Annotated in this window: 22 protein-coding genes; 5 read left to right on the forward strand and 17 right to left on the reverse strand. The window is 46.2% G+C overall.

Features of this window, described 5'->3' with window-relative positions; all coding sequences use genetic code 11:
• Positions 1-22 precede the first annotated feature (22 nt).
• From mltC to mutY, 3 genes are all read right to left on the reverse strand, one after another.
• Positions 23-1,156, reverse strand: coding sequence for a membrane-bound lytic murein transglycosylase MltC (gene mltC / locus L4D78_RS05645; RefSeq protein ID WP_428466012.1), 1,134 nt, complete (start codon positions 1,154-1,156; stop codon positions 23-25).
• Positions 1,157-1,269: 113 nt separating this feature from the next.
• A complete protein-coding gene (locus tag L4D78_RS05650; RefSeq protein ID WP_428466013.1) occupies positions 1,270-1,542 on the reverse strand; it encodes an oxidative damage protection protein in 273 nt (90 codons plus the stop codon).
• A 93-nt stretch (positions 1,543-1,635) separates the two neighbouring features.
• Positions 1,636-2,700: an A/G-specific adenine glycosylase gene (mutY, locus tag L4D78_RS05655; protein WP_428466014.1), complete on the reverse strand. Its 1,065-nt coding sequence runs from the start codon at positions 2,698-2,700 to the stop codon at positions 1,636-1,638.
• Positions 2,701-2,869: 169 nt separating this feature from the next.
• Between mutY and trmB the strand changes: the two genes are divergently transcribed.
• The 3 genes from trmB to L4D78_RS05670 all read left to right on the forward strand — a co-directional run bounded on the left by trmB (position 2,870) and on the right by L4D78_RS05670 (position 5,091).
• Positions 2,870-3,607 (forward strand): tRNA (guanosine(46)-N7)-methyltransferase TrmB, encoded by a 738-nt coding sequence (gene trmB, locus L4D78_RS05660; protein ID WP_428458273.1) that lies wholly within the window; start codon positions 2,870-2,872, stop codon positions 3,605-3,607.
• Between the two features lie 96 nt (positions 3,608-3,703).
• The gene (gene glsB, locus L4D78_RS05665; RefSeq protein ID WP_428466015.1) at positions 3,704-4,624 is read left to right on the forward strand and encodes a glutaminase B; all 921 of its coding nucleotides are present in this window, start codon (positions 3,704-3,706) and stop codon (positions 4,622-4,624) included.
• A gap of 50 nt (positions 4,625-4,674) precedes the next feature.
• Positions 4,675-5,091 carry a hypothetical protein gene (locus L4D78_RS05670; protein ID WP_428466016.1) on the forward strand — a complete coding sequence of 139 codons (417 nt, stop codon included), beginning with the start codon at positions 4,675-4,677 and terminating at the stop codon, positions 5,089-5,091.
• Positions 5,092-5,172: 81 nt separating this feature from the next.
• Here the strand turns inward: L4D78_RS05670 and hemW are convergent, their stop codons facing one another.
• The 7 genes from hemW to L4D78_RS05705 all read right to left on the reverse strand — a co-directional run bounded on the left by hemW (position 5,173) and on the right by L4D78_RS05705 (position 10,678).
• Complete coding sequence (gene hemW / locus L4D78_RS05675; protein WP_428466017.1) at positions 5,173-6,339, reverse strand: radical SAM family heme chaperone HemW; 1,167 nt, start codon at positions 6,337-6,339, stop codon at positions 5,173-5,175.
• Between the two features lie 3 nt (positions 6,340-6,342).
• Entirely contained in the window at positions 6,343-6,936 is a 594-nt protein-coding gene (locus tag L4D78_RS05680; protein WP_428466018.1) for an XTP/dITP diphosphatase, read from the reverse strand.
• A gap of 130 nt (positions 6,937-7,066) precedes the next feature.
• Positions 7,067-7,492, reverse strand: coding sequence for a DUF4426 domain-containing protein (locus tag L4D78_RS05685; protein WP_428466019.1), 426 nt, complete (start codon positions 7,490-7,492; stop codon positions 7,067-7,069).
• A 686-nt stretch (positions 7,493-8,178) separates the two neighbouring features.
• Positions 8,179-8,475, reverse strand: a complete 297-nt coding sequence (gene yggU, locus L4D78_RS05690) for a DUF167 family protein YggU (RefSeq protein ID WP_428458280.1) — start codon at positions 8,473-8,475, stop codon at positions 8,179-8,181.
• A complete protein-coding gene (locus L4D78_RS05695) occupies positions 8,472-9,026 on the reverse strand; it encodes a YggT family protein (RefSeq protein ID WP_428466020.1) in 555 nt (184 codons plus the stop codon). The genes yggU and L4D78_RS05695 overlap by 4 nt, the downstream gene beginning before the upstream one ends.
• Positions 9,027-9,035: 9 nt before the next feature.
• Positions 9,036-9,854: a pyrroline-5-carboxylate reductase gene (proC, locus tag L4D78_RS05700; RefSeq protein ID WP_428458282.1), complete on the reverse strand. Its 819-nt coding sequence runs from the start codon at positions 9,852-9,854 to the stop codon at positions 9,036-9,038.
• Between the two features lie 113 nt (positions 9,855-9,967).
• Positions 9,968-10,678, reverse strand: coding sequence for a YggS family pyridoxal phosphate-dependent enzyme (locus L4D78_RS05705; RefSeq protein WP_428466021.1), 711 nt, complete (start codon positions 10,676-10,678; stop codon positions 9,968-9,970).
• 23 nt (positions 10,679-10,701) lie between these two features.
• On the opposite strand from L4D78_RS05705, the gene L4D78_RS05710 reads away from it, so the two are divergent.
• Complete coding sequence (locus L4D78_RS05710) at positions 10,702-11,739, forward strand: type IV pilus twitching motility protein PilT (protein ID WP_428458284.1); 1,038 nt, start codon at positions 10,702-10,704, stop codon at positions 11,737-11,739.
• Between the two features lie 15 nt (positions 11,740-11,754).
• On the forward strand, positions 11,755-12,861 hold the full coding sequence (locus L4D78_RS05715) for a PilT/PilU family type 4a pilus ATPase (protein WP_428466022.1): 1,107 nt from the start codon (positions 11,755-11,757) through the stop codon (positions 12,859-12,861).
• A 450-nt stretch (positions 12,862-13,311) separates the two neighbouring features.
• On the opposite strand, the gene ruvX is transcribed toward L4D78_RS05715, so the two are convergent.
• The 7 genes from ruvX to metK all read right to left on the reverse strand — a co-directional run bounded on the left by ruvX (position 13,312) and on the right by metK (position 18,851).
• Positions 13,312-13,740 carry a Holliday junction resolvase RuvX gene (ruvX, locus tag L4D78_RS05720; protein ID WP_428466023.1) on the reverse strand — a complete coding sequence of 143 codons (429 nt, stop codon included), beginning with the start codon at positions 13,738-13,740 and terminating at the stop codon, positions 13,312-13,314.
• The gene (locus tag L4D78_RS05725) at positions 13,737-14,300 is read right to left on the reverse strand and encodes a YqgE/AlgH family protein (protein WP_428458287.1); all 564 of its coding nucleotides are present in this window, start codon (positions 14,298-14,300) and stop codon (positions 13,737-13,739) included. The genes ruvX and L4D78_RS05725 overlap by 4 nt, the downstream gene beginning before the upstream one ends.
• A gap of 123 nt (positions 14,301-14,423) precedes the next feature.
• Positions 14,424-15,371, reverse strand: coding sequence for a glutathione synthase (gene gshB, locus L4D78_RS05730; protein WP_428466024.1), 948 nt, complete (start codon positions 15,369-15,371; stop codon positions 14,424-14,426).
• Positions 15,372-15,401: 30 nt separating this feature from the next.
• Positions 15,402-16,133 carry a 16S rRNA (uracil(1498)-N(3))-methyltransferase gene (rsmE, locus tag L4D78_RS05735; protein WP_428466025.1) on the reverse strand — a complete coding sequence of 244 codons (732 nt, stop codon included), beginning with the start codon at positions 16,131-16,133 and terminating at the stop codon, positions 15,402-15,404.
• 112 nt (positions 16,134-16,245) lie between these two features.
• Positions 16,246-16,992, reverse strand: a complete 747-nt coding sequence (locus tag L4D78_RS05740; protein WP_428466026.1) for an endonuclease — start codon at positions 16,990-16,992, stop codon at positions 16,246-16,248.
• 111 nt (positions 16,993-17,103) lie between these two features.
• On the reverse strand, positions 17,104-17,589 hold the full coding sequence (locus tag L4D78_RS05745; RefSeq protein ID WP_428466027.1) for a SprT family zinc-dependent metalloprotease: 486 nt from the start codon (positions 17,587-17,589) through the stop codon (positions 17,104-17,106).
• 107 nt (positions 17,590-17,696) lie between these two features.
• Complete coding sequence (metK, locus tag L4D78_RS05750) at positions 17,697-18,851, reverse strand: methionine adenosyltransferase (protein WP_428466028.1); 1,155 nt, start codon at positions 18,849-18,851, stop codon at positions 17,697-17,699.
• Between the last annotated feature and the right edge of the window lie 296 nt (positions 18,852-19,147).

The raw sequence follows: 19,147 nt of genomic DNA on the forward strand, positions 1-19,147 counted from the left end.
TGGCTATTTCCTTGTCATAGCATCAAATTTTTCCTTGGTTGAACTCTTTTTGAAAAGCCGTCACTTTTTCTAAATAGCGGCGTGCTTCGGCATTACGGTGCTTTTGGGTTAATGCCCAATACACCTGATTAGGTTGTAGGCTATTAAGATCATTCATTGCCCGCTTGCGATCGCTATGGAATGTATTGAGTACACCACCAGTGCCGCCGTTATAGGCTGAAATCATGCTGTAATGCAGCGATAAGGGATCCCGAACATCTTTCAAATACCGCGTACGCAGTATGTAGAAGTACGCAGTGCCTGTATCGATATTTCTTGCCGGATCAAAAAGATACTCAGGGCTGGGTATACCAGGCTTGTTTTTGACGAGGTTAAATACATCCGCCCCGGCGGTTTTGGGTACCACTTGCATTAAACCGTAGGCATTGGCATGGCTGACGGCATAGGGGTTAAAGCTGCTCTCGGTTTTTATTATGGCGTAAATAAGATCTTCGGCGATACCGTAGCGACGGGAAGCATCACGCACGATGCTTGCATACTTGTAGCTACGTTGATTTGCGTGATCCTCGACCATGGGAATTTCGACGTAGTAAACCTGATGAAAGCGTTCTTTACGCTTTTTCAGCTTGGTGCGAATAAGGTATTCAGAAAATTGGTTAGCGCGCCAAGACCATTCAATAGGCTTACCCTCTTGATCTAACACTTGGCCATACAAGAAAGGTTTACCTTTAAGATCAATGGCTGAGTCGGAATACAAATCAACACCACCGGGATCATCTGGGGTCAGTAAGGTGTTATTAATGGCTTCTCTGAGGTGATTCTCTGGCTCGGTTTTTGCGACGGTTTCAACGATCACAACACCACGCTCAAAGTCGACATGGGCACGGCTTTGGTAGCCGTCGGTGTATTTAACGTATTGGCGTTTACTGGCCACCAGCGAGTCGTTGTCTCCCCAGTGACGCCTTACTTGGCCACTGAAGTTGTTCATCAACCGATCGAGTGCGGCGGCATCCCGAGTAAACTGACCGGGGAGTGGAGCGAGGTTATTCGCGAAGCGATTGGTCGCAGTGTAGTTAACATCATAGAGACCTTCGATGAACTCTCGGCTGCATCCACTTAGCAAAAGCAAAGACAATAATAGCGCGCGTGTTTTCATAATTATAAAAAAGACATCACTTGTGGTGTCACAAATGATGTCATTATCAATGCGTTGGTGTAAGGGCTGATGATAAAAATATTAGGTATTTTCAATCAAAAGCGTGATGAGGCTTACTTACTTGGTGGGGTGTAACCGTCGATAACCACATCCTTGCCTTCAAATAAGAAGTTAACCATTTCCGTTTCTAATAGTTTACGGTGCTCAGGATCCATCATATTGAGCTTCTTTTCATTGATCAGCATGGTTTGCTTACCTTGCCACTCTGCCCATGCTTCTTTCGAGATACTATCGAAAATGCGCTTACCTAGCTCACCTGGGTAAAGTTGGAAATCTAGGCCTTCCGCATCTTTATTTAGGCGGGCACAAAAAACTGTACGGCTCATTGAGTGGCTCCTTAAATTGTTAACCTTCATGGGTACGGCTCTATTTATACCAGAGAGCTGGGGTGGCATCTAGCAAACCCCGTCACCATCGGCTTATTTCTTGTTGAGTTCGTAGCGTAGACTTTCAAGGATCTGCTTTACCGGGGCCGCGAGGCCAATTTCTGCGGGTTGGTTTAAGTTATACCATTGCCCCTGATTCGCTTCGCTGACGATGCTCGGTTGCTGTGACAAGTTAAGCCTCATCGGTACAATATCGAGGTGGTAGTGGCTGAAAGTGTGGCGAAAAGCGTTAAGTTGTTCCGTGTCGGTGATGAGAGCGCTTTGTTGGCCTAGACGATGCTCCATCAGGTTCGTTAAATCAGCGTTATCATGTTGTGGGAAACACCACAGGCCACCCCAAATACCAGCAGGTGGGCGTTTTTCCAACCACACTTCGTCGTGGCACTGCAAAATGGCAAACCAAGCTTGTTTTTCTGGCATGGTTTTTTTTGGTTTTTTACCGGGGAAGTCGGTTTGACGCTCCATAGCCTTGGCCTGGCAGGAATTGGACACCGGGCATAGCTCGCATTTCGGTTTGCTGCGAGTACAAATCATTGCGCCCATGTCCATCATCGCTTGGTTATAGCGTTCGACCCCTTCGTCTGGGGTGTTGGCCTCTGCGATATCCCATAGTTTGTTTTCAACTGGTTTTTTGCCGGGCCAACCTTCAACGGCGTAGCAGCGGGCAAGCGTGCGCTTGACGTTACCATCCAGAATAGCGTGATGCTGCTTTAATGAAAGTGATAAGACCGCCCCTGCGGTTGAGCGCCCGATACCGGGTAAGGCGATGACTTTCTCAATCTCTGTTGGGAATATACCGTTGTAGTCACTAACAATGAGTTTGGCAGCTTTGTGTAGGTTACGGGCACGGGCATAGTAGCCAAGACCTGTCCACAGGTGGAGCACTTCATCTTGTTCGGCAGCGGCGAGATCAGCAACTGTAGGGAAGCGTGCCATAAAGCGTTCGAAATAGGGGATCACAGTGGCAACTTGGGTTTGCTGCAGCATGATTTCCGAGAGCCAGACTTTGTAAGGTGTTTTTTCTAACTGCCAAGGCAGAGTTTTTCGGCCGAATTTGTCATACCACGCTAAAATGGCATCAGAGAAGGTATTAGTCACAGATTTAAGCTCACTTTACTGACAGCAACAGGTGTGTGTCATTATTATTGGAATGATAATTTTCCGCTGATTGCACCACAAAGTCGGGGTTGTCGCAAACGATAGACTTGAACTTAGCCTGTAACTTTGGATAATGCCGTTCCGTTTCTTTTTTGTTTGGATATTAAGCATGAGCGAAGTTTCAAAGAAGTCAGGTGATGTCACCCTGACTGAATTTACCGAAGACGGCAAACTGGTACGAAAAATTCGTAGCTTTGTTCGTCGTGAAGGCCGTTTAACCAAAGGCCAAGAAACGGCCATGGATAACAACTGGCCAACAATGGGTATCGATTTCGCTCAGCAGATGCTGGATTGGAAAGAAGTGTACAACCGCGAAGCGCCAGTGGTATTAGAAATTGGCTTTGGTATGGGCGCATCATTAGTTGAAATGGCGAAAAATGCGCCAGAGAAAAACTATATCGGTATCGAAGTGCATAGCCCTGGTGTGGGTGCTTGTTTGATGGCGGCTGAAGAAGCGGAAATTACCAATCTACGTGTAATGTGCCACGACGGTGTTGAAGTGTTTGAACACATGATCCCTGACGGTAGCTTAGATTGCGTTCAACTATTCTTCCCTGACCCATGGCATAAAGCGCGTCACCACAAGCGCCGTATTGTACAGCCTGAGTTTGCGCAGATGCTGCGTAAGAAGCTGAAAATTGGTGGTATTTTCCATATGGCAACAGACTGGGAAAACTACGCAGAACACATGGTTGAAGTGATGGATGCTGCACCGGGTTACCGTAATACGGCCACTGATGGTGATTACATTGCTCGCCCTGAAGATCGTCCGCTAACTAAATTCGAAGCACGTGGCCACCGTTTAGGTCATGGTGTTTGGGACATGAAGTTCGAGCGCACTGAATAAGCACGAGCAGTCACTAGGCTCTGCCTAATGCCGAAAAGCGAAGATTGAGAAAGAAAACCAACCTTGTGTTGGTTTTTTTATCCTTGGAGAAAATGAATGAAGCCAACAGAGCAACTGCTAAACGAGATTTTAGATGAAGTCCGGCCATTAATTGGTCATGGAGAAGTGGCTGATTATATCCCGGCACTGGCTGAGGTTCCTGCGAATAAATTGGGTATCGCCGTGTGCTATAACGATGGTGAAATTATACAGGCTGGAGACTGTGAAGAGGATTTCTCTATCCAGTCTATCTCTAAAGTTCTCAGTCTGACGTTGGCGATGACACTGTATCAAGCGAGTGAAATTTGGCAAAGAGTGGGTAAAGAGCCATCGGGCCATGCATTTAATTCAATGATCCAGCTTGAACTTGAAAACGGTATTCCCCGTAACCCATTTATTAATGCTGGGGCGTTGATCGTGTCTGATCTTCTTCATAGCCGCTTGTCTGCGCCACAATACCGAATGTTAGAGTTGGTACGTGAATTGGCGTGTAACCCACACATAGTTTATGACAAAGTCGTTGCATCATCTGAAATGCAGCATAGCGATCGTAATGCTTCCATTGCCTACCTGATGCGTTCATTTGGTAACTTCGAAAATGAAGTGATGCCTGTGTTAAAGAACTACTTTAGCTATTGCTCTTTGAAAATGAGTTGTGTCGACTTAGCTCGTACATTCAGCTACTTAGCGAATAAAGGGCTTCCTTTGGGCGCAAAAAAAACAATTATCAACCAAACTCAGTCTAAGCAAATGAATGCATTACTGGCGACTTGTGGGTTATATGACGGGGCTGGTGAATTTGCTTATCGGGTGGGCATGCCGGGTAAATCCGGTGTTGGTGGTGGGATCGTCGCCATTGTACCGGGAGAGATGTCTATCGCGGTATGGTCACCAGAATTGGATCCGTCTGGTAATTCACTCGCCGGAACCGCCGCATTGGAATTGCTTGCTGAGAGAATTGGACGCTCGATATTTTAGTGGATGAGTTTGCTCATAGATGAACGGCTGATCCATCTTTGGGGATGCGTATGTCTACACGTTACAGTCGTTTATTTTACTCTGTGGTTGGTTTATCAATGTTAAGTGGGGCTGGGCTAGCCAGTGCTCAAGTGAATGAGGAGACCATGTGCCAGCCGGAATGGCACAACGCAATGAGTTTGCAAGACGGGGCACTAACCCTCGAATTCTCAGGTGAAACCTTTAAAATAAAACCCAGTGGCCAGCTTTATTTTGGGATCCATAAAGTGAAGCTTGATGATCATCAAATGGCCGCTCTCGCAGATTATCACCGTTTGATGTTGGACGACTTACCTTATGCGCTCTCTCATTCGCAATTGATTGATGATGAAATGTGTCACCGCGTTGCTGTCCGCCAAGCGAAAGAAAATGAGATACAGTCGATGATCCCTGCATTAAAACGCTGGCAAAGTGTGACGCTAGAATAATAGCGTATGGGGATTTGCAAGACTAAAAGCGGGCTGTTGCCCGCTTTGTTGTGTCTATGCTCGTGTTGCTAGCAGTATGACTTATGGGGTGTCATCTTCATTTACAAATGCTGCGAGCAGATCGTTAAGGAAGAGCTTGCCGTGTTCGGTGATCTGCCATTCATCGCCTTTATCTTCTAGATATTGCTGTTCTAACGCCCATTCAATCGTTGGCTCGATGGTACTTAATTGCAGGCCTGTACGGTCGATATAGTCTTGCTTTGGGCACGATTCGAGCAGTCTGAAGCGGTTCATGAAGAACTCAAAGGGGCGTTCAGCGGCTGCAACTTGCGTCGCTTTATCAAGATAAGGCTTTTGTGGGTTAAGGTAACCTCGTGGGTGTTTTACCTTAACCGTGCGGGTGATGGTGCCATCAGCGAAGCTGAGTTTACCGTGAGCGCCGCAACCGATACCGAGGTAATCGCCAAAACGCCAGTAATTGAGGTTATGGCGACACTGTACGTCCGGCTTACTGTAACCTGAAATCTCATATTGCACATAGCCTGCTTCAGCTAATAGCTGGTGGCCACGTTCGAAGATATCCCATAGGTCATCATCGTCAGGCAAAACCGGAGGCTTAGAATAGAACAGTGTATTGGGCTCAATGGTGAGCTGATACCAAGATAAATGTGGTGGATCTAGCGCGATGGCTTGCTGTAGATCAGACAAGGCATCTTCCACACTTTGCTCTGGCAGACCATGCATTAAGTCGATATTAAAGCTATTTAAACCCGCCTCGCTGGCGAGTTTTGCCGCTCTGATCGCTTCCTGGCTACCATGGATCCGACCAAGACGCTTAAGCTTTTCATCTTGGAAGCTCTGAATACCAATGGATATTCGGTTTACACCTACATCATGGTAAGCGGTAAAACGTCCCGCCTCAACCGTTCCCGGATTAGCCTCCATTGTGATTTCAATGTCATCACTGAAAGGAATGCGCTCGTTAACCGCGGCTAACAAGCGGCCGATCTCTGGTGCAGAAATCAGGCTTGGTGTTCCGCCACCAATAAAAATGGAGTGGAGCTTACGATCATCATTCTCAAGATCATAAGCCGCTATATCAGTATCCAAATCTTCAATCAGTGCATCAATATAATCGAGCTCTGGGATCTTGGTTTTCAAGGCGTGTGAGTTGAAATCACAGTAAGGGCATTTCTGCACGCACCATGGAATATGGATATACAAGCTGAGTGGTGGTGGAACTAGCATAGTTTATGCGTCCTTTAGGGCAGCAAACAACGTCGCGAGTGCTTTCCCGCGGTGTGATAGCTGCTTTTTACGAGCAGGTAGCAATTCTGCTGATGCGCATTGATCTTCTTGTACCCAGAATACCGGATCATAACCAAACCCGTTACTACCGTGAGCCTCTGTTAGGATACTACCTTCCCAGCTCCCGTGGCAGACCAATGGGGTTGGATCGTTTTCGTGGCGCATCATCACAAGTACACAGTGAAAGCGAGCAGTACGCAGCTCGGTAGGTACGCCATCCATTTCTGCTAATAGTTTTTGTAGATTATCTTGGTCAGAGGCACCTTCACCCGCAAAGCGCGCTGAATAAATACCTGGTGCCCCTTGAAGATAATCGACTTCTAATCCTGAATCATCAGCGATCGCGGGTAGGCCCGTTTCTTTTGCAGCGTGGCGCGCCTTGATGATGGCATTCTCGATAAACGTTGTGCCTGTTTCAGCCACCGAAGAAACGTTGTAATCGCTTTGAGCAACGACATCAAAGCCAAAATCGGCCAATAGGCTTGCCATTTCTTTTACTTTGCCCTGATTACCAGTAGCCAGTACCAATTTGCTCATCACTGCTCCTCGAAGAGTCATTATGCCGGTGCGTATCACCAATGTGGGCGGCTATCTTAACTGACTGCCCAAAAATTAAAAGAGGCGCTTACGCCCCCCTTTTATTTGCTGATTCACATGGTTGATTTTTCTAGTCAACGTAGAAGGTTTGCTTGAAGCCAATATTCCCTTTAGTGCCATTTTGTGACACATCAATAGAGAAACTAAAGCTTTCTTCATTGGCGTGTTTCAGCTCGGCAATGTAGTAAATGGCAGCCCCTTCTCTAACTTCACGAAAAGATAGGTTTTTAATACTGCCAATCAAGTTTTTTGCTTGTCCAGATAAAACCGCAGGCACGGCAGGCTTGCCGGTTTGGCTCGCATCAAGCACGGTCACATTCACGACCGCAGAATAACGGCTACGTTGGATTTTATAGTTGCTGGCGATTTCCGGGGTGAGGAAGGTCGATGGGAAGCTTGAGTAATGTACTTCAAGGTTGCCGATATTTTTCAGCTGTTCAGCATGAACGGGCAGGGCTGCCAGTAGAAGCAATAAGGCGCTGAGCAAGGTTTTCATTGTGATATCTCCAATGGGGAAGCGGTGTTTTTTTATTAAGCTATAGATCTATTTTCGACTACATTTTCTCGATTCACCACAAGCTTTGTTTTTAGTGTTAGACATGCTTGCATTGATATCTTGCCATTGTACCTAAATTTTCAGCTTCCAACTTGATAAAGCAGAACTGTCTATTCAATGTTTAGAGCGTTAAGAGAGTCGTTTTGACCAATATCACACTGCGGTATGGGTACAACGATTTAAATTAGGTAGGGAGTGAGGTGTGATGACGGGTAACCCAGTAGAGCAAGCGAAACTTCATCGAATGATGATAGTTGATGCCCTCGGTTTTTGTTATATCCTCCTACCGTGTGGTCAGAGCCTAGATCGTAAGTTGGGCACGCGAGAATACCGCTTCAAGGATAAATATTGGGCAAGATTGCTATTGCAGTCGCATCACAATCGATGGGGGTATCGGTTTGAATTGCGTAAGCTATATCTGAGTGTATTGCCTTGCCCTTTAATTCATCACAAATCAGATCAGACGATCCTCAATGAACTTAGTGATCGCATCGCATGTGGTGATCTTTGGGTTTATAAGGTCAATCATTTATTGTCCCTTTCTTCGTCTCCTTCTCCTGAGACTCATTCAACGATTGATTAATATAACAAAGCCGAGTACTAGACTCGGCTTTGTTATTTACAGATTAAACGAGCAATGCGGAAATGGTATCGGGTACTTCTCGTGGGCTTTCAATCCGAACTTGCTTGTGTCGGCCGAGTTCGCCCTTTTCGATAACAATCTGCCCCTTTGCGACTTTAAACTGTTTAGACAGGTATTTCGTTAGGTGAGCATTGGCTTTACCGTCAACTGGCGGGGCGGTAATGGCGACTTTTACTTCATCACCATGTAACCCAACCAATTGATCGCGACTGGCTTTCGGTTGAATATACAACCGAAGTACCAAGTCATCTCCCTGACGAATGACTGCCTTTAGGGTCATAGCTGGTACCAGATCGGCCCAACCATATCTCCCATTAAGAAATTGGCAAACTGCAAACCAATAAACAGAACCAGTACGCTTAAATCAAGGCCGCCCATTGCTGGGATCACACGGCGGATTGGTGCTGTCAGTGGTTCAGTCAGTTGATGCATAACGTATTCCATCGGACTACGACCTTGGCTTACCCAACTTAGGATTGCACGCAGTAATAGTACCCAGAATAGTAGGCCACCCATCGCTTTTAGCAATGACAAGCCACCAACCCACAGGTATTCAACACTGAATGCTAAAGCGCCACCCAGAACGAGTTGAAGGGTGATGAACTTGCCCATGCTTAATACGTACGCGAACAACAAAGTAGCGACATCAAGCGAACCGATTGATGGGATCATTCGACGTAATGGTGCGACGATTGGCTGGGTTGCTTTTACAATGAACTGAGAGAACGGATTGTAGAAATCTGCTTTTGCCCACTGAAGCCAGATGCGAAGCAGTACAACCATGATGTAAAGGTCAAACAGAGTGCTGACCAAAAAACCAAGTGAATTCATATATTAACCTTAAAATAATTTTTCCATTTCTTCCGCGCGAGTTACGGCTGCACGCATTGCTTTCGCTACGGTATCACTAAGTTGATGCTCGTTAAAAGTACGAATTGCTTCAGCGGTGGTGCCACCTTTTGAAGTGACTTGCTCACGTAGCGTTGATAATTCAGTATTCGGGTTAGCAACAACCATTTCTGCGGCACCCAATGCGGTTTGTTGAACCAACTGACGCGCTGTCTCTGGCTCAAAACCTTGCTTAATAGCCTCAGCCTGCATTGCTTCCATAAACAGGAAGAAATACGCTGGCGCACTGCCTGCCGCGGCAATAATACCGTTTATTTGGGCTTCTTGCTCTACCCAACAGGCTTTACCGACAGCTTGCATTAAGTTCTCAGCAAAGCTCTTATCACATGAACTCAAACCTTCAGAGGCAAATAAACCACTCATGCCTTTACCGATGAGTGATGGGGTATTGGGCATTACTCGAACAAGGTTAAGTTTGGTTGCCAGCATTTCGTTTAAGCGTGATGCGCTGATCCCGGCGGCAATGGATATAACCAACTTACCTGAAAAGTCTAATATTTGTAGCGGCTTACAAACTTCTTCCATTAGCTGGGGTTTTACCGCAAGCACAATGACATCAGCTTCAGAAGCTGCTTGCAAGTTGTTGTCGGAAGTATGGATACCATAATCAAGTGCTAGTGGTTCGCGGCGGGCTGCGCTTGGGGCGGTTGCGGTAATTTTGTCTGGGGCATAACCACTGGCTGTCAGGCCAGCAATGATAGAGCGTGTCATGTTACCAGCGCCAATGAAGGCAATTGCGCGTTGTTCCATGTTCATCAATCCTTATGTAAGTAGGTAGGGCGAAGAAGTATTGTCTTGGTTCTTCCTTTGACCCTTATGTTTCCATTATTTGTTAATTTTATGGTCGTACAAGTGACGAGAATTTAAGCTTGCTGAGAGTAATCCCTAGCACCAAAAATTGCCGTGCCTATACGCACAATTGTACTGCCTGCTGCTATGGCGGCATCTAAATCGCCACTCATTCCCATCGATAATGTATCGAGTTGTGGGTGTGTTGCTTTTAGGTTGTTTTGAAGCTCTGCAAGACGAGTGAAGGCGAGCAGCTGGCTGTCATAATTGTCGGCTTTTTGTGGTATCGACATTAAGCCTCGCAGTACCAAATTTGGCATTGCGGCAATTTCATCTGCCACTGCTGCAATATCACCAAATCCAAGGCCTGACTTGCTGGCTTCACCACTGGTATTGACTTGAAGTAAGACATTCAATGGTGCCTTGCCTGCTGGGCGTTGTTCACTCAGGCGGCGGGCTACTTTCACTCTGTCGATAGAATGTACCCAATCAAAGTGCTCCGCGATAGGACGCGTTTTATTGGATTGGATAGGACCAATAAAGTGCCAACTTAATGCCGAGTTTGGGTGACTTACAGCAAAGTGCTGAACTTTTTCAACACCTTCCTGCACATAGTTTTCACCAAAAGCACAGTGGCCAGCCGCAATCGCTTCTTCGATAGCGGCTATGGGTTTGGTCTTGCTTACCGCCAATAGTTGCACTGAATCGGCGTCTCGACCGCATTTTTTTGCTGCGAGGTCTATCTGGGAGATGACCTGTTCAATATTTTGCTTGATACTACTCATAATTGATTCTGTGGGGAAAATTTATGGATATCACCGAACTACTGGACTTTAGTGTAAAGCATAATGCATCAGATCTGCACCTTTCTGCTGGTGTTCCACCAATGATTCGTGTTGATGGTGACGTAAGGAAACTCAGCCTACCTGAATTAGAGCATGGTGAGGTACACCGATTAATTTTTGACATTATGAACGATGCTCAGCGTCGTGAATATGAAGAAAGGCTTGAAGTCGACTTTTCTTTTGAATTACCTGATGTCGGTCGCTTTCGTGTGAATGCTTTTCAACAAGCGCGTGGCTGTGCGGCGGTATTCCGTACCATACCGATGAGTATCCCAACCCTTGAATCGCTCAATGTGCCGGATGTCTTTTATAACATTGCCCAGTGTCAGCGCGGACTGGTCTTGGTGACGGGGGCTACGGGCTCAGGTAAATCCACCACGATTGCAGCATTGGTTGACTACATTAATGAAAATTTTAATCGCCATATTCTAACCATTGAAGATCCAATTGAATTTGTTCACTCCGGCAAACGTTGTTTGATTAACCAGCGTGAAGTACATCGCGATACTCATAGCTTTCAGAATGCATTGCGCTCATCACTGCGTGAAGATCCTGATGTTATCGTTGTCGGTGAGCTTCGCGATCAAGAAACGATCAGCCTTGCGCTAACGGCTGCTGAAACGGGTCACTTGGTATTGGGTACCCTACACACCAGTTCTGCGGCGAAAACCGTTGATAGGATCATTGATGTTTTTCCGGGGAACGATAAAGCCATGGTGCGATCCATGCTTTCTGAATCTTTACGTGCCGTAGTCTCACAGAATTTATTGAAATGTGTGAGTGGGGGACGAGTTGCTGCGCATGAAGTGATGATGGCAACGCCCGCAATCCGAAACCTGATACGAGAAAGCAAAGTGGCGCAGATGTATTCGATGATCCAGACCGGTTCTTCCATGGGGATGCAGACCATGGAGCAGAGTGTCAAAATGCTGGTTGCACAAGGCTTGGTCGAAGCTGAAGAAGGCCGTCGTGTAGTTGATAGCAGTTTTATTCAGATATAACGCAGAGGAAGAAGCATGACGTTACAAAGTGCACTGAATGAAATGGTTAGCAGCAAGGCGTCAGACTTGTACATTACCGTTGATTCACCGAGTTTATTGCGTATTGATGGCAGTTTGCACCCTATTGGCGACCCCTTGAGTCGACAAGCTATTGATCAAATGTTTGAAGAAGCAATGGATAGTACGTTGCTGGAAGATTTTTACACCACGAAAGAAGCCAACTTTGCCTTAGTGCGTGGTGAACTGCGTTTTCGAGTGAGTGCTTTCTGGCAGCGTGAGCTTCCCGGTATGGTGATTCGGCGCATAGAAACAGAGATCCCTGATATTTTCAGCCTAAACCTTCCTATGGATATGCAAAAAATGGCGTTGGCCAAACGCGGTTTGGTGCTAGTGGTTGGCGCGACGGGGTCGGGTAAATCAACCTCGATGGCGGCATTAACGGGCTATCGCAATACCAATCGCAGTGGTCATATTCTAACGGTGGAAGATCCGATTGAGTTTGTTCATAAGCATCACAAATGCATTGTTACACAACGTGAAGTCGGATTGGACACTGAAAGCTATGAAGTCGCACTGAAAAACTCATTACGCCAAGCGCCAGATATGATTTTGATTGGGGAAGTTCGTACGCCAGAGACCATGGAGTACGCAATGAACTTTGCTGAGACTGGACATCTTTGCATGGCGACCTTACATGCCAATAATGCTAACCAAGCGTTAGAGCGTATATTGCATCTTGTGCCGAAAGAGCGCCGCGAGCAGTTCTTGTTTGATCTATCCCTTAACTTGAAATGCATCCTTGCTCAGCAATTGATCCCTGATGCGCACGGCGTGGGGCGTCATGGTGCTTTTGAGTTGTTACTTAATACCCCGCGGGTGGCTGATCTTATTCGTCGAGGTGAACTGCATGAAATAAAAGAGGTTATGTCGAAGTCAAATGAGTCGGGCATGATGACCTTTGATCAGTCCCTGTATGATCTGTATAGCGCAGGCAAAATCACCGAACAAGATGCGCTTCATCATGCGGATTCTGCCAATGATTTGCGATTGATGATCAAAGTGGGTAGCAAAAACCAGCAGGGTAAAAACACCCTTGATGGGGTGACGGTCGAGATGGATTAATGCTGAAAGTGTGTGTGCTTTAGTAATAAGATCAGGCTAGGCGTAAAGCATTGGGGTTACTATGATCCTAATGCTTGTTTATATGATCAAAATTATAATTCCATTATCTTTCATTTGCTTAAGTTGAGTGTTGATCATGAGTGATCAGCGAATAGAGCTTTGGGGTTTAAGGTGTTCAAAAGCTGTACAAGCTGCTCAGTCCTCGAATTAATTGACCTCAGAGAGAATGAATTTCTTTTCATGATCATCAGTTCTGCTTTTTAATGATCATTAATGAAATTGCTGTACAGAGAATCAATAATATTTATTTCGATTGGTATAAAACAGTGAGAGACATAGAAGAGAGGTGGTAAGGCGGCGGGGGATTATTGTAAAAAGGGATGGGATAATAGCGGTAAGATAAGTCATCTAGGCTTGAGTTGTATACCTAGATGACATGGGCAACGGCAGCTAGCCGTATTGCTGCTCGAACCAACTTTCGAGGATCACAACAGCTGATTGGGAATCAATGTTACCCTTGCTGAGGTTACGATAACCCCCTTGTTCAAACAATTCAGCGCGTGCTTCTGCCGTGCTCAAACGCTCATCATGCATCTCGACCTGACAACCAAAACGACCATGTAGACGGTTGGCAAACTTTTTAGCGCGCGGGGTTATGGCTTCGAGTTCGCCACCTTGAAGGTCTAAAGGTAAGCCAACCACAACAAGATCGGGTTGCCATTCCTTTAATATTTTACCGATATCATCCCAATTCGGGATCCCGTCTTTGGCTTTCAATGCAGAAAGAGGGCTGGCGGTACCTGTAAGTTCTTGACCGATGGCGACACCGATACTTTTTGTGCCGTAGTCAAAGGCTAATACGCTGCGTGAGTTACTCATGCATGTCCTTTATCAATAGAAAGATGGGCGGAGCTTATGCCTAGTTGAGCGATGGCTTTGTGCCAACGTTCACTGATAGGGGTGTTGAATACAACCTCTGGGTTTGCTTCTGTTGTTAACCAAGAGTTTTCTGCTAATTCTTTTTCAAGTTGGCCTGCATCCCAACCGGCATAGCCGAGGGCGACCAAAAAGTTGTCTGGTGCTTCAGTGGTGCCAAGCAGTGAAAGGATATCTTTAGAGGTCGTGACAGAAACGTCATCTGTAATATCAATGCTTGAACTAAAGTTTTTCACTCGGTTATGAAGAACAAACCCGCGATCCGTTGATACAGGACCGCCGTTGAAAACGGGTTGTTCGAGACTTGAGGGATCATTTACCGGTAAATCTCGTTCGATTTCTATTTGCTCAAGCATATTACCGACGGATATTTCAATCGGTAGGTTAATGACGATGCCCATAGCACCTTCATCATTGTGCTCACAGATATAAACGACACCGCCTTTAAAGTGAGGGTCTTGCATGCTGGGCATGGCAACCAGAAAGTGATTGGTCAAATTCATTGGTGTGCACCTACTACATATCCTGTTACTAACAGTATGTCGACTAATTGGCAGAATTGGTAATAAAACGCAGCCGAGGTGGCTGCGTTTATTGTGGCTGGTCGCTAGCCGCTAAGCTGGCAGTTAGCCATTAATACGGCGCTCAATTGCGTCCATTAGCTTACCTGTGATCGAGATATCGAAAGCGGCTTCAATTTCTCGAATGCAAGTCGGGCTGGTCACGTTAATTTCCGTTAGCTTATCGCCAATCACATCAAGGCCAACAAAGATCAGACCTTTTTCTTTCAGCACAGGTGCAACGGTTTCTGCAATCTTACGATCTGTTTCACTGATTGGGCGTGCTTCACCACGGCCACCAGCTGCAAGGTTACCGCGTGTTTCGCCTTTCGCCGGAATGCGCGCTAGGCAGTATGGCATCGGCTCGCCATCAACCACCAAGATACGCTTATCACCGTTAGTGATATCAGGTACAAACGTCTGCGCCATGCAGTAGTTTTCGCCCATAGCCGTTAAGGTTTCGATGATCACTGACACATTAGGATCGCCTTTCATCACGCGGAAGATCGAAGAGCCGCCCATGCCATCGAGTGGCTTTAAGATCACGTCGCCGTGTTCTTGGTGGAAGGCTTTGATCTTGTCGGCGCGACGGGTCACAAGCGTGGTTGGTGTTAGCTCCGGGAACCAAGCGGTAAACAGTTTTTCGTTACAGTCGCGTAGGCTCTGGGGTTTATTAACAATCAATGCCCCTTCATTTTCTGCGCGTTCAAGAATGTATGTCGCGTAGATGTATTCAGTGTCGAAGGGTGGATCTTTTCGCATTAAAACAGCGTCAAGATCAGATAAAGCGATCTCTTGTTCACTATGGAATTCGAACCAGCCGTTTGGATCTTCTTTTAGGCTTACCACGCGGGTACGAGCAACGGCTTTGCCTTGCTCAAGCGATAGGTCGTTCATTTCCATATAGTGGATTTCCCAGCCGCGGCGCTGAGCTTCCATCATCATGGCAAAGCTGGAATCTTTTTTGATGTTGATAGACTCGATAGGGTCCATCACGATACCCAATTTGATCATTGGTTTCTCCTAATAATTGTCCCGTGGGGGTTAGCCGAGATCGCCGAAGCGGACTTGTAAGGCTGTAATTGCCGTCATGGCTGTCGTCTCGGTACGAAGAACGCGTGGACCAAGCAGGACTTCATCAAATTTGTATTGTTCTGTCATACCGATTTCTTCAGCAGACAAGCCACCTTCAGGACCAATCAATAAACGCAGTTTATTGACAGGCTCTGGTAAGGTGTTAATTGAGTAGCTAGCACGTGGATGCAGGTTCAGTTTCAGACCGTCGTAGTCTTCGGCACACCAGTCTTCTAACTTCATTACTGGGCGTATTTCTGGCACCACATTACGGCCGCATTGCTCACAGGCTGCAATGACGATTTTTTGCCATTGTGCCAGCTTCTTTTCAAAGCGCTCGGCATTCAATTTTACGCCACAGCGCTCTGAAATTAAGGGAGTGATCGTGTTAACACCCAGCTCGACAGATTTCTGGATGGTAAATTCCATTTTTTCGCCACGAGAAATCACCTGACCGAGATGGATATCAAGGGGAGATTCGATGCTGTGTTCGCGGCGTTCTTTGATCTCGACTTCCACGCTTTTTTTACTGGCGTTCGTGATCTCTGCCGGAAATTCAGCATTGCTGCCATCAAATAACAGGACTTCTTGACCTGCCTGCATACGCATGACACGGCCAACGTGGTTGGCGGCATCATCGCTAAGCATGACTTTACCTGAAGCGGGTAGCACTTCTGGGTGGTAGATACGTGGGATTCTCATGGCTATCTTGTAACCTGTTGGTTTTAGTCTTGGGGCATTATATACCCATGTAATGGGGGATGTTAGGTGAGATAACAAGGGCTAGCAACACAATTGCTCGCCCTTTGGTGGTTTATAAGTCTGGTTGTTCACAAGCTTGTAAAACATAAGGGTTATGGTTTTCTTGGATATCAGCAATGCGGCGGTCTCGTTCACATTCCCATGTACTGACTGGATATTGCCGATTCCATGCTTCCATTAACTGACGTTGCTGACTAGATAATGCCATTTTATATTCTTGATTCATGTACAAATAAGTACGTGCAATGGCCCCGCGTGATTGTTCGGGTGGATCGGCGCGGCGATTTTTGAAATCGATTTTCATGTCACACTGACCATAAAAAGCGCCGTTATTGCCATTCCACGGTAAGAATGCGTAGTTAGAGCGATCGCCATTTACCTCACCAACCGCTGGCGTTAAATTATGAAGATCGGCCTGCATCGAACGATAGACTGGGTTCATTTTCGTGGCGCAAGCTCGGCCTTTATAGGCTTTGCCTTTACTGTTCACACATTGAGGGTGACCTTCACGCCATTCGACAAATGCTCGGCCAAAGTTTTCGGCTGGTACCACATGTTCCCACTCTATTCGGTTAGCCCGCTTTTCTTGTTTACGAACCTCATAACCACAACTGGCAAGATCCGGTAGCCCTTTTTTACCTTGCCATGTAATCGCACAGCCGCAATAGAAGCTGGTGGGGTGATCTTGATAGATTTCAACAGCGAGACGTTTCGCTTTACTAAATGAAGAAGGGGGGGCAGCTAAAGCTATGGTTGGCAGTAATAGGCCAATGGCCAAGCAAGAATAGGAACGCAGCATGATTCACCTTTCGATACGGGTCATACTGACAAGCCTAACACTGATGTTAGTTTTTAGAAGTAATTCACAGTGAGTTTTTTATTGATTACACGAGGTTGCAGGGAATATAGGCTAACAAGCAAGGTAGGTTAGCGGCTGCTCACATTGGCGGCATTGGTAGGTCGCTTGGCCACGCTGTATTTTGTTATGGCGACGAATGGTTAGTTGATGCTCACTACACTGGCAGCGGTAGGTATAGGTATTACCTTGGACTGAGCTAACATCAAAGCTGTGCGTCGTGCGCGGTGGAACACCAAACACGTCAGCCATAATAATTTTCCATTCTTTGCCGTGTGGGCGAACCCGACCAAACAGCTTGAAAGCCACTAAGTGTGCAACTTCATGTGGCACGACTTCGTTGAGAAAGGCATGTGGATTCTCAGTGAGTAAAACTGGATTAAAACGCACTTCCCAACCTTGTAAGCGGGCACTGCCAGCGATTTTCCCGCGCTGCTTGAAGCTCACGGTTGGTATGGTTAATCGCTTATTCAGTCGTTGGTTCGCTTGTTTAATGCATTGTTCGACTTTGGCAATCACTTGGTGTTGAAGCTCAGACATAGCGTTGACTTTATAGTTGTAGCCTGACAATCAGGAAGTATAACGAAGTGGCTAAAAACAAAAAAGGAAGCCGAGGCTTCCTTTTCTTTATTCGGAGATGAGCAAACTTATCTGATGTTTGCGAAATCGCGAAGGATTGCAGCTTTGTCTGTCGCTTCCCAAGGGAATTCTTCACGACCAAAGTGACCGTATGCCGCCGTTTTCTGGTAGATAGGCTGAAGAAGATTCAGCATTTCTTGCAGACCGTATGGACGTAGGTCGAAGTGTTGACGTACTGCTTCAATGATGATGTCGTGTGGTACTTTTTCAGTGCCAAACGTTTCCACCATGATAGATGTTGGATCAGCAACACCGATAGCGTAAGAAAGTTGGATTTCACAACGGTCAGCCATGCCAGCTGCTACGATGTTTTTTGCAACATAACGTGCTGCGTATGCTGCTGAACGGTCAACTTTTGATGGGTCTTTACCAGAGAAAGCACCACCACCGTGACGTGCTGCGCCACCGTAGGTATCAACGATGATTTTACGACCAGTTAGACCACAGTCACCCATTGGGCCACCGATAACAAAACGGCCAGTCGGGTTGATGAAGAAGTTAGTGTCTTTGTTGATCCATTCTGCTGGCAGTACTGGCTTGATGATTTCTTCCATTACTGCTTCACGTAGATCCGGTGTTGTTACTGAATCACAGTGCTGCGTTGAAAGAACAACCGCATCGATACCAACGATTTTGCCTTGGTCGTACTGGAAGGTAACCTGTGATTTCGCATCTGGACGAAGGAAATCTAGCTTGCCGCTCTTACGTACTTCAGCTTGCTTTTTAACAAGCAGGTGAGAGTAAGTAATTGGCGCAGGCATTAAAATTGGTGTTTCGTTAGTTGCGTAACCAAACATAATACCTTGGTCACCAGCACCCTGTTCTTTCGGGTCTTCTTTATCAACACCTTGGTTGATGTCTGGTGATTGCTTGCCGATAGTGTTTAGTACTGCACAAGAGTCAGCATCAAAACCCATATCTGAATGAACATAACCAATTTCACGAACGGTTTCGCGGGTGATCTCTTCGATATCAACCCAAGCAGAAGTGGTAACTTCACCACCAACCATTACCATGCCGGTTTTTACGTAAGTCTCACACGCAACACGTGCTTTAGGATCTTGTTCTAAGATCGCATCCAATACTGCATCTGAAATTTGGTCTGCAATTTTATCTGGATGACCTTCTGATACTGACTCAGAAGTAAACAGGTGCTTCGCCATGAGCGCTCCCACAAAAAATGAATGATAATTTCGGACTCTATATGATTGCTGACGCATCATACAAATGCATATGGATATACGTTTGTATGTATAGAGCTACCTCCGTCTAGACGGCTATAATACGCATTGGTGATATAAAAGCAACAGTACGAAGTATAGGGATATGGTTCGCTAGATAAGCAAACGTTTCCCCTGTATAGCTTTGATTACAGTTAGTTGGAATATGAGTTTGTCTCAGCATGTTGATATGGAACTTATTTTTCGAAGGAAATCGTTTGCAGTAAGGGGGGGGATTT

It is taken from the genome of Photobacterium minamisatsumaniensis (genome assembly GCF_050336695.1).
Classification (GTDB): domain Bacteria; phylum Pseudomonadota; class Gammaproteobacteria; order Enterobacterales; family Vibrionaceae; genus Photobacterium; species Photobacterium minamisatsumaniensis.

Excerpts from the sequence above, each read along its gene's own strand:
- L4D78_RS05715 (WP_428466022.1), top strand. The coding sequence starts at position 11,755 with ATGACGTTACAAAGTGCACTGAATGAAATGGTTAGCAGCAAGGCGTCA.
- mltC (WP_428466012.1), bottom strand. The coding sequence starts at position 1,156 with ATGAAAACACGCGCGCTATTATTGTCTTTGCTTTTGCTAAGTGGATGC.
- proC (WP_428458282.1), bottom strand. The coding sequence starts at position 9,854 with ATGGAACAACGCGCAATTGCCTTCATTGGCGCTGGTAACATGACACGC.
- L4D78_RS05680 (WP_428466018.1), bottom strand. The coding sequence starts at position 6,936 with ATGAGCAAATTGGTACTGGCTACTGGTAATCAGGGCAAAGTAAAAGAA.
- ruvX (WP_428466023.1), bottom strand. The coding sequence starts at position 13,740 with ATGAGTAACTCACGCAGCGTATTAGCCTTTGACTACGGCACAAAAAGT.
- glsB (WP_428466015.1), top strand. The coding sequence starts at position 3,704 with ATGAAGCCAACAGAGCAACTGCTAAACGAGATTTTAGATGAAGTCCGG.
- L4D78_RS05650 (WP_428466013.1), bottom strand. The coding sequence starts at position 1,542 with ATGAGCCGTACAGTTTTTTGTGCCCGCCTAAATAAAGATGCGGAAGGC.
- trmB (WP_428458273.1), top strand. The coding sequence starts at position 2,870 with ATGAGCGAAGTTTCAAAGAAGTCAGGTGATGTCACCCTGACTGAATTT.
- L4D78_RS05710 (WP_428458284.1), top strand. The coding sequence starts at position 10,702 with ATGGATATCACCGAACTACTGGACTTTAGTGTAAAGCATAATGCATCA.
- L4D78_RS05705 (WP_428466021.1), bottom strand. The coding sequence starts at position 10,678 with ATGAGTAGTATCAAGCAAAATATTGAACAGGTCATCTCCCAGATAGAC.
- gshB (WP_428466024.1), bottom strand. The coding sequence starts at position 15,371 with ATGATCAAATTGGGTATCGTGATGGACCCTATCGAGTCTATCAACATC.
- L4D78_RS05725 (WP_428458287.1), bottom strand. The coding sequence starts at position 14,300 with ATGAATTTGACCAATCACTTTCTGGTTGCCATGCCCAGCATGCAAGAC.
- L4D78_RS05695 (WP_428466020.1), bottom strand. The coding sequence starts at position 9,026 with ATGAATTCACTTGGTTTTTTGGTCAGCACTCTGTTTGACCTTTACATC.
- metK (WP_428466028.1), bottom strand. The coding sequence starts at position 18,851 with ATGGCGAAGCACCTGTTTACTTCTGAGTCAGTATCAGAAGGTCATCCA.
- L4D78_RS05685 (WP_428466019.1), bottom strand. The coding sequence starts at position 7,492 with ATGAAAACCTTGCTCAGCGCCTTATTGCTTCTACTGGCAGCCCTGCCC.
- yggU (WP_428458280.1), bottom strand. The coding sequence starts at position 8,475 with ATGACCCTAAAGGCAGTCATTCGTCAGGGAGATGACTTGGTACTTCGG.
- rsmE (WP_428466025.1), bottom strand. The coding sequence starts at position 16,133 with ATGAGAATCCCACGTATCTACCACCCAGAAGTGCTACCCGCTTCAGGT.
- L4D78_RS05740 (WP_428466026.1), bottom strand. The coding sequence starts at position 16,992 with ATGCTGCGTTCCTATTCTTGCTTGGCCATTGGCCTATTACTGCCAACC.
- hemW (WP_428466017.1), bottom strand. The coding sequence starts at position 6,339 with ATGCTAGTTCCACCACCACTCAGCTTGTATATCCATATTCCATGGTGC.
- L4D78_RS05670 (WP_428466016.1), top strand. The coding sequence starts at position 4,675 with ATGTCTACACGTTACAGTCGTTTATTTTACTCTGTGGTTGGTTTATCA.
- L4D78_RS05745 (WP_428466027.1), bottom strand. The coding sequence starts at position 17,589 with ATGTCTGAGCTTCAACACCAAGTGATTGCCAAAGTCGAACAATGCATT.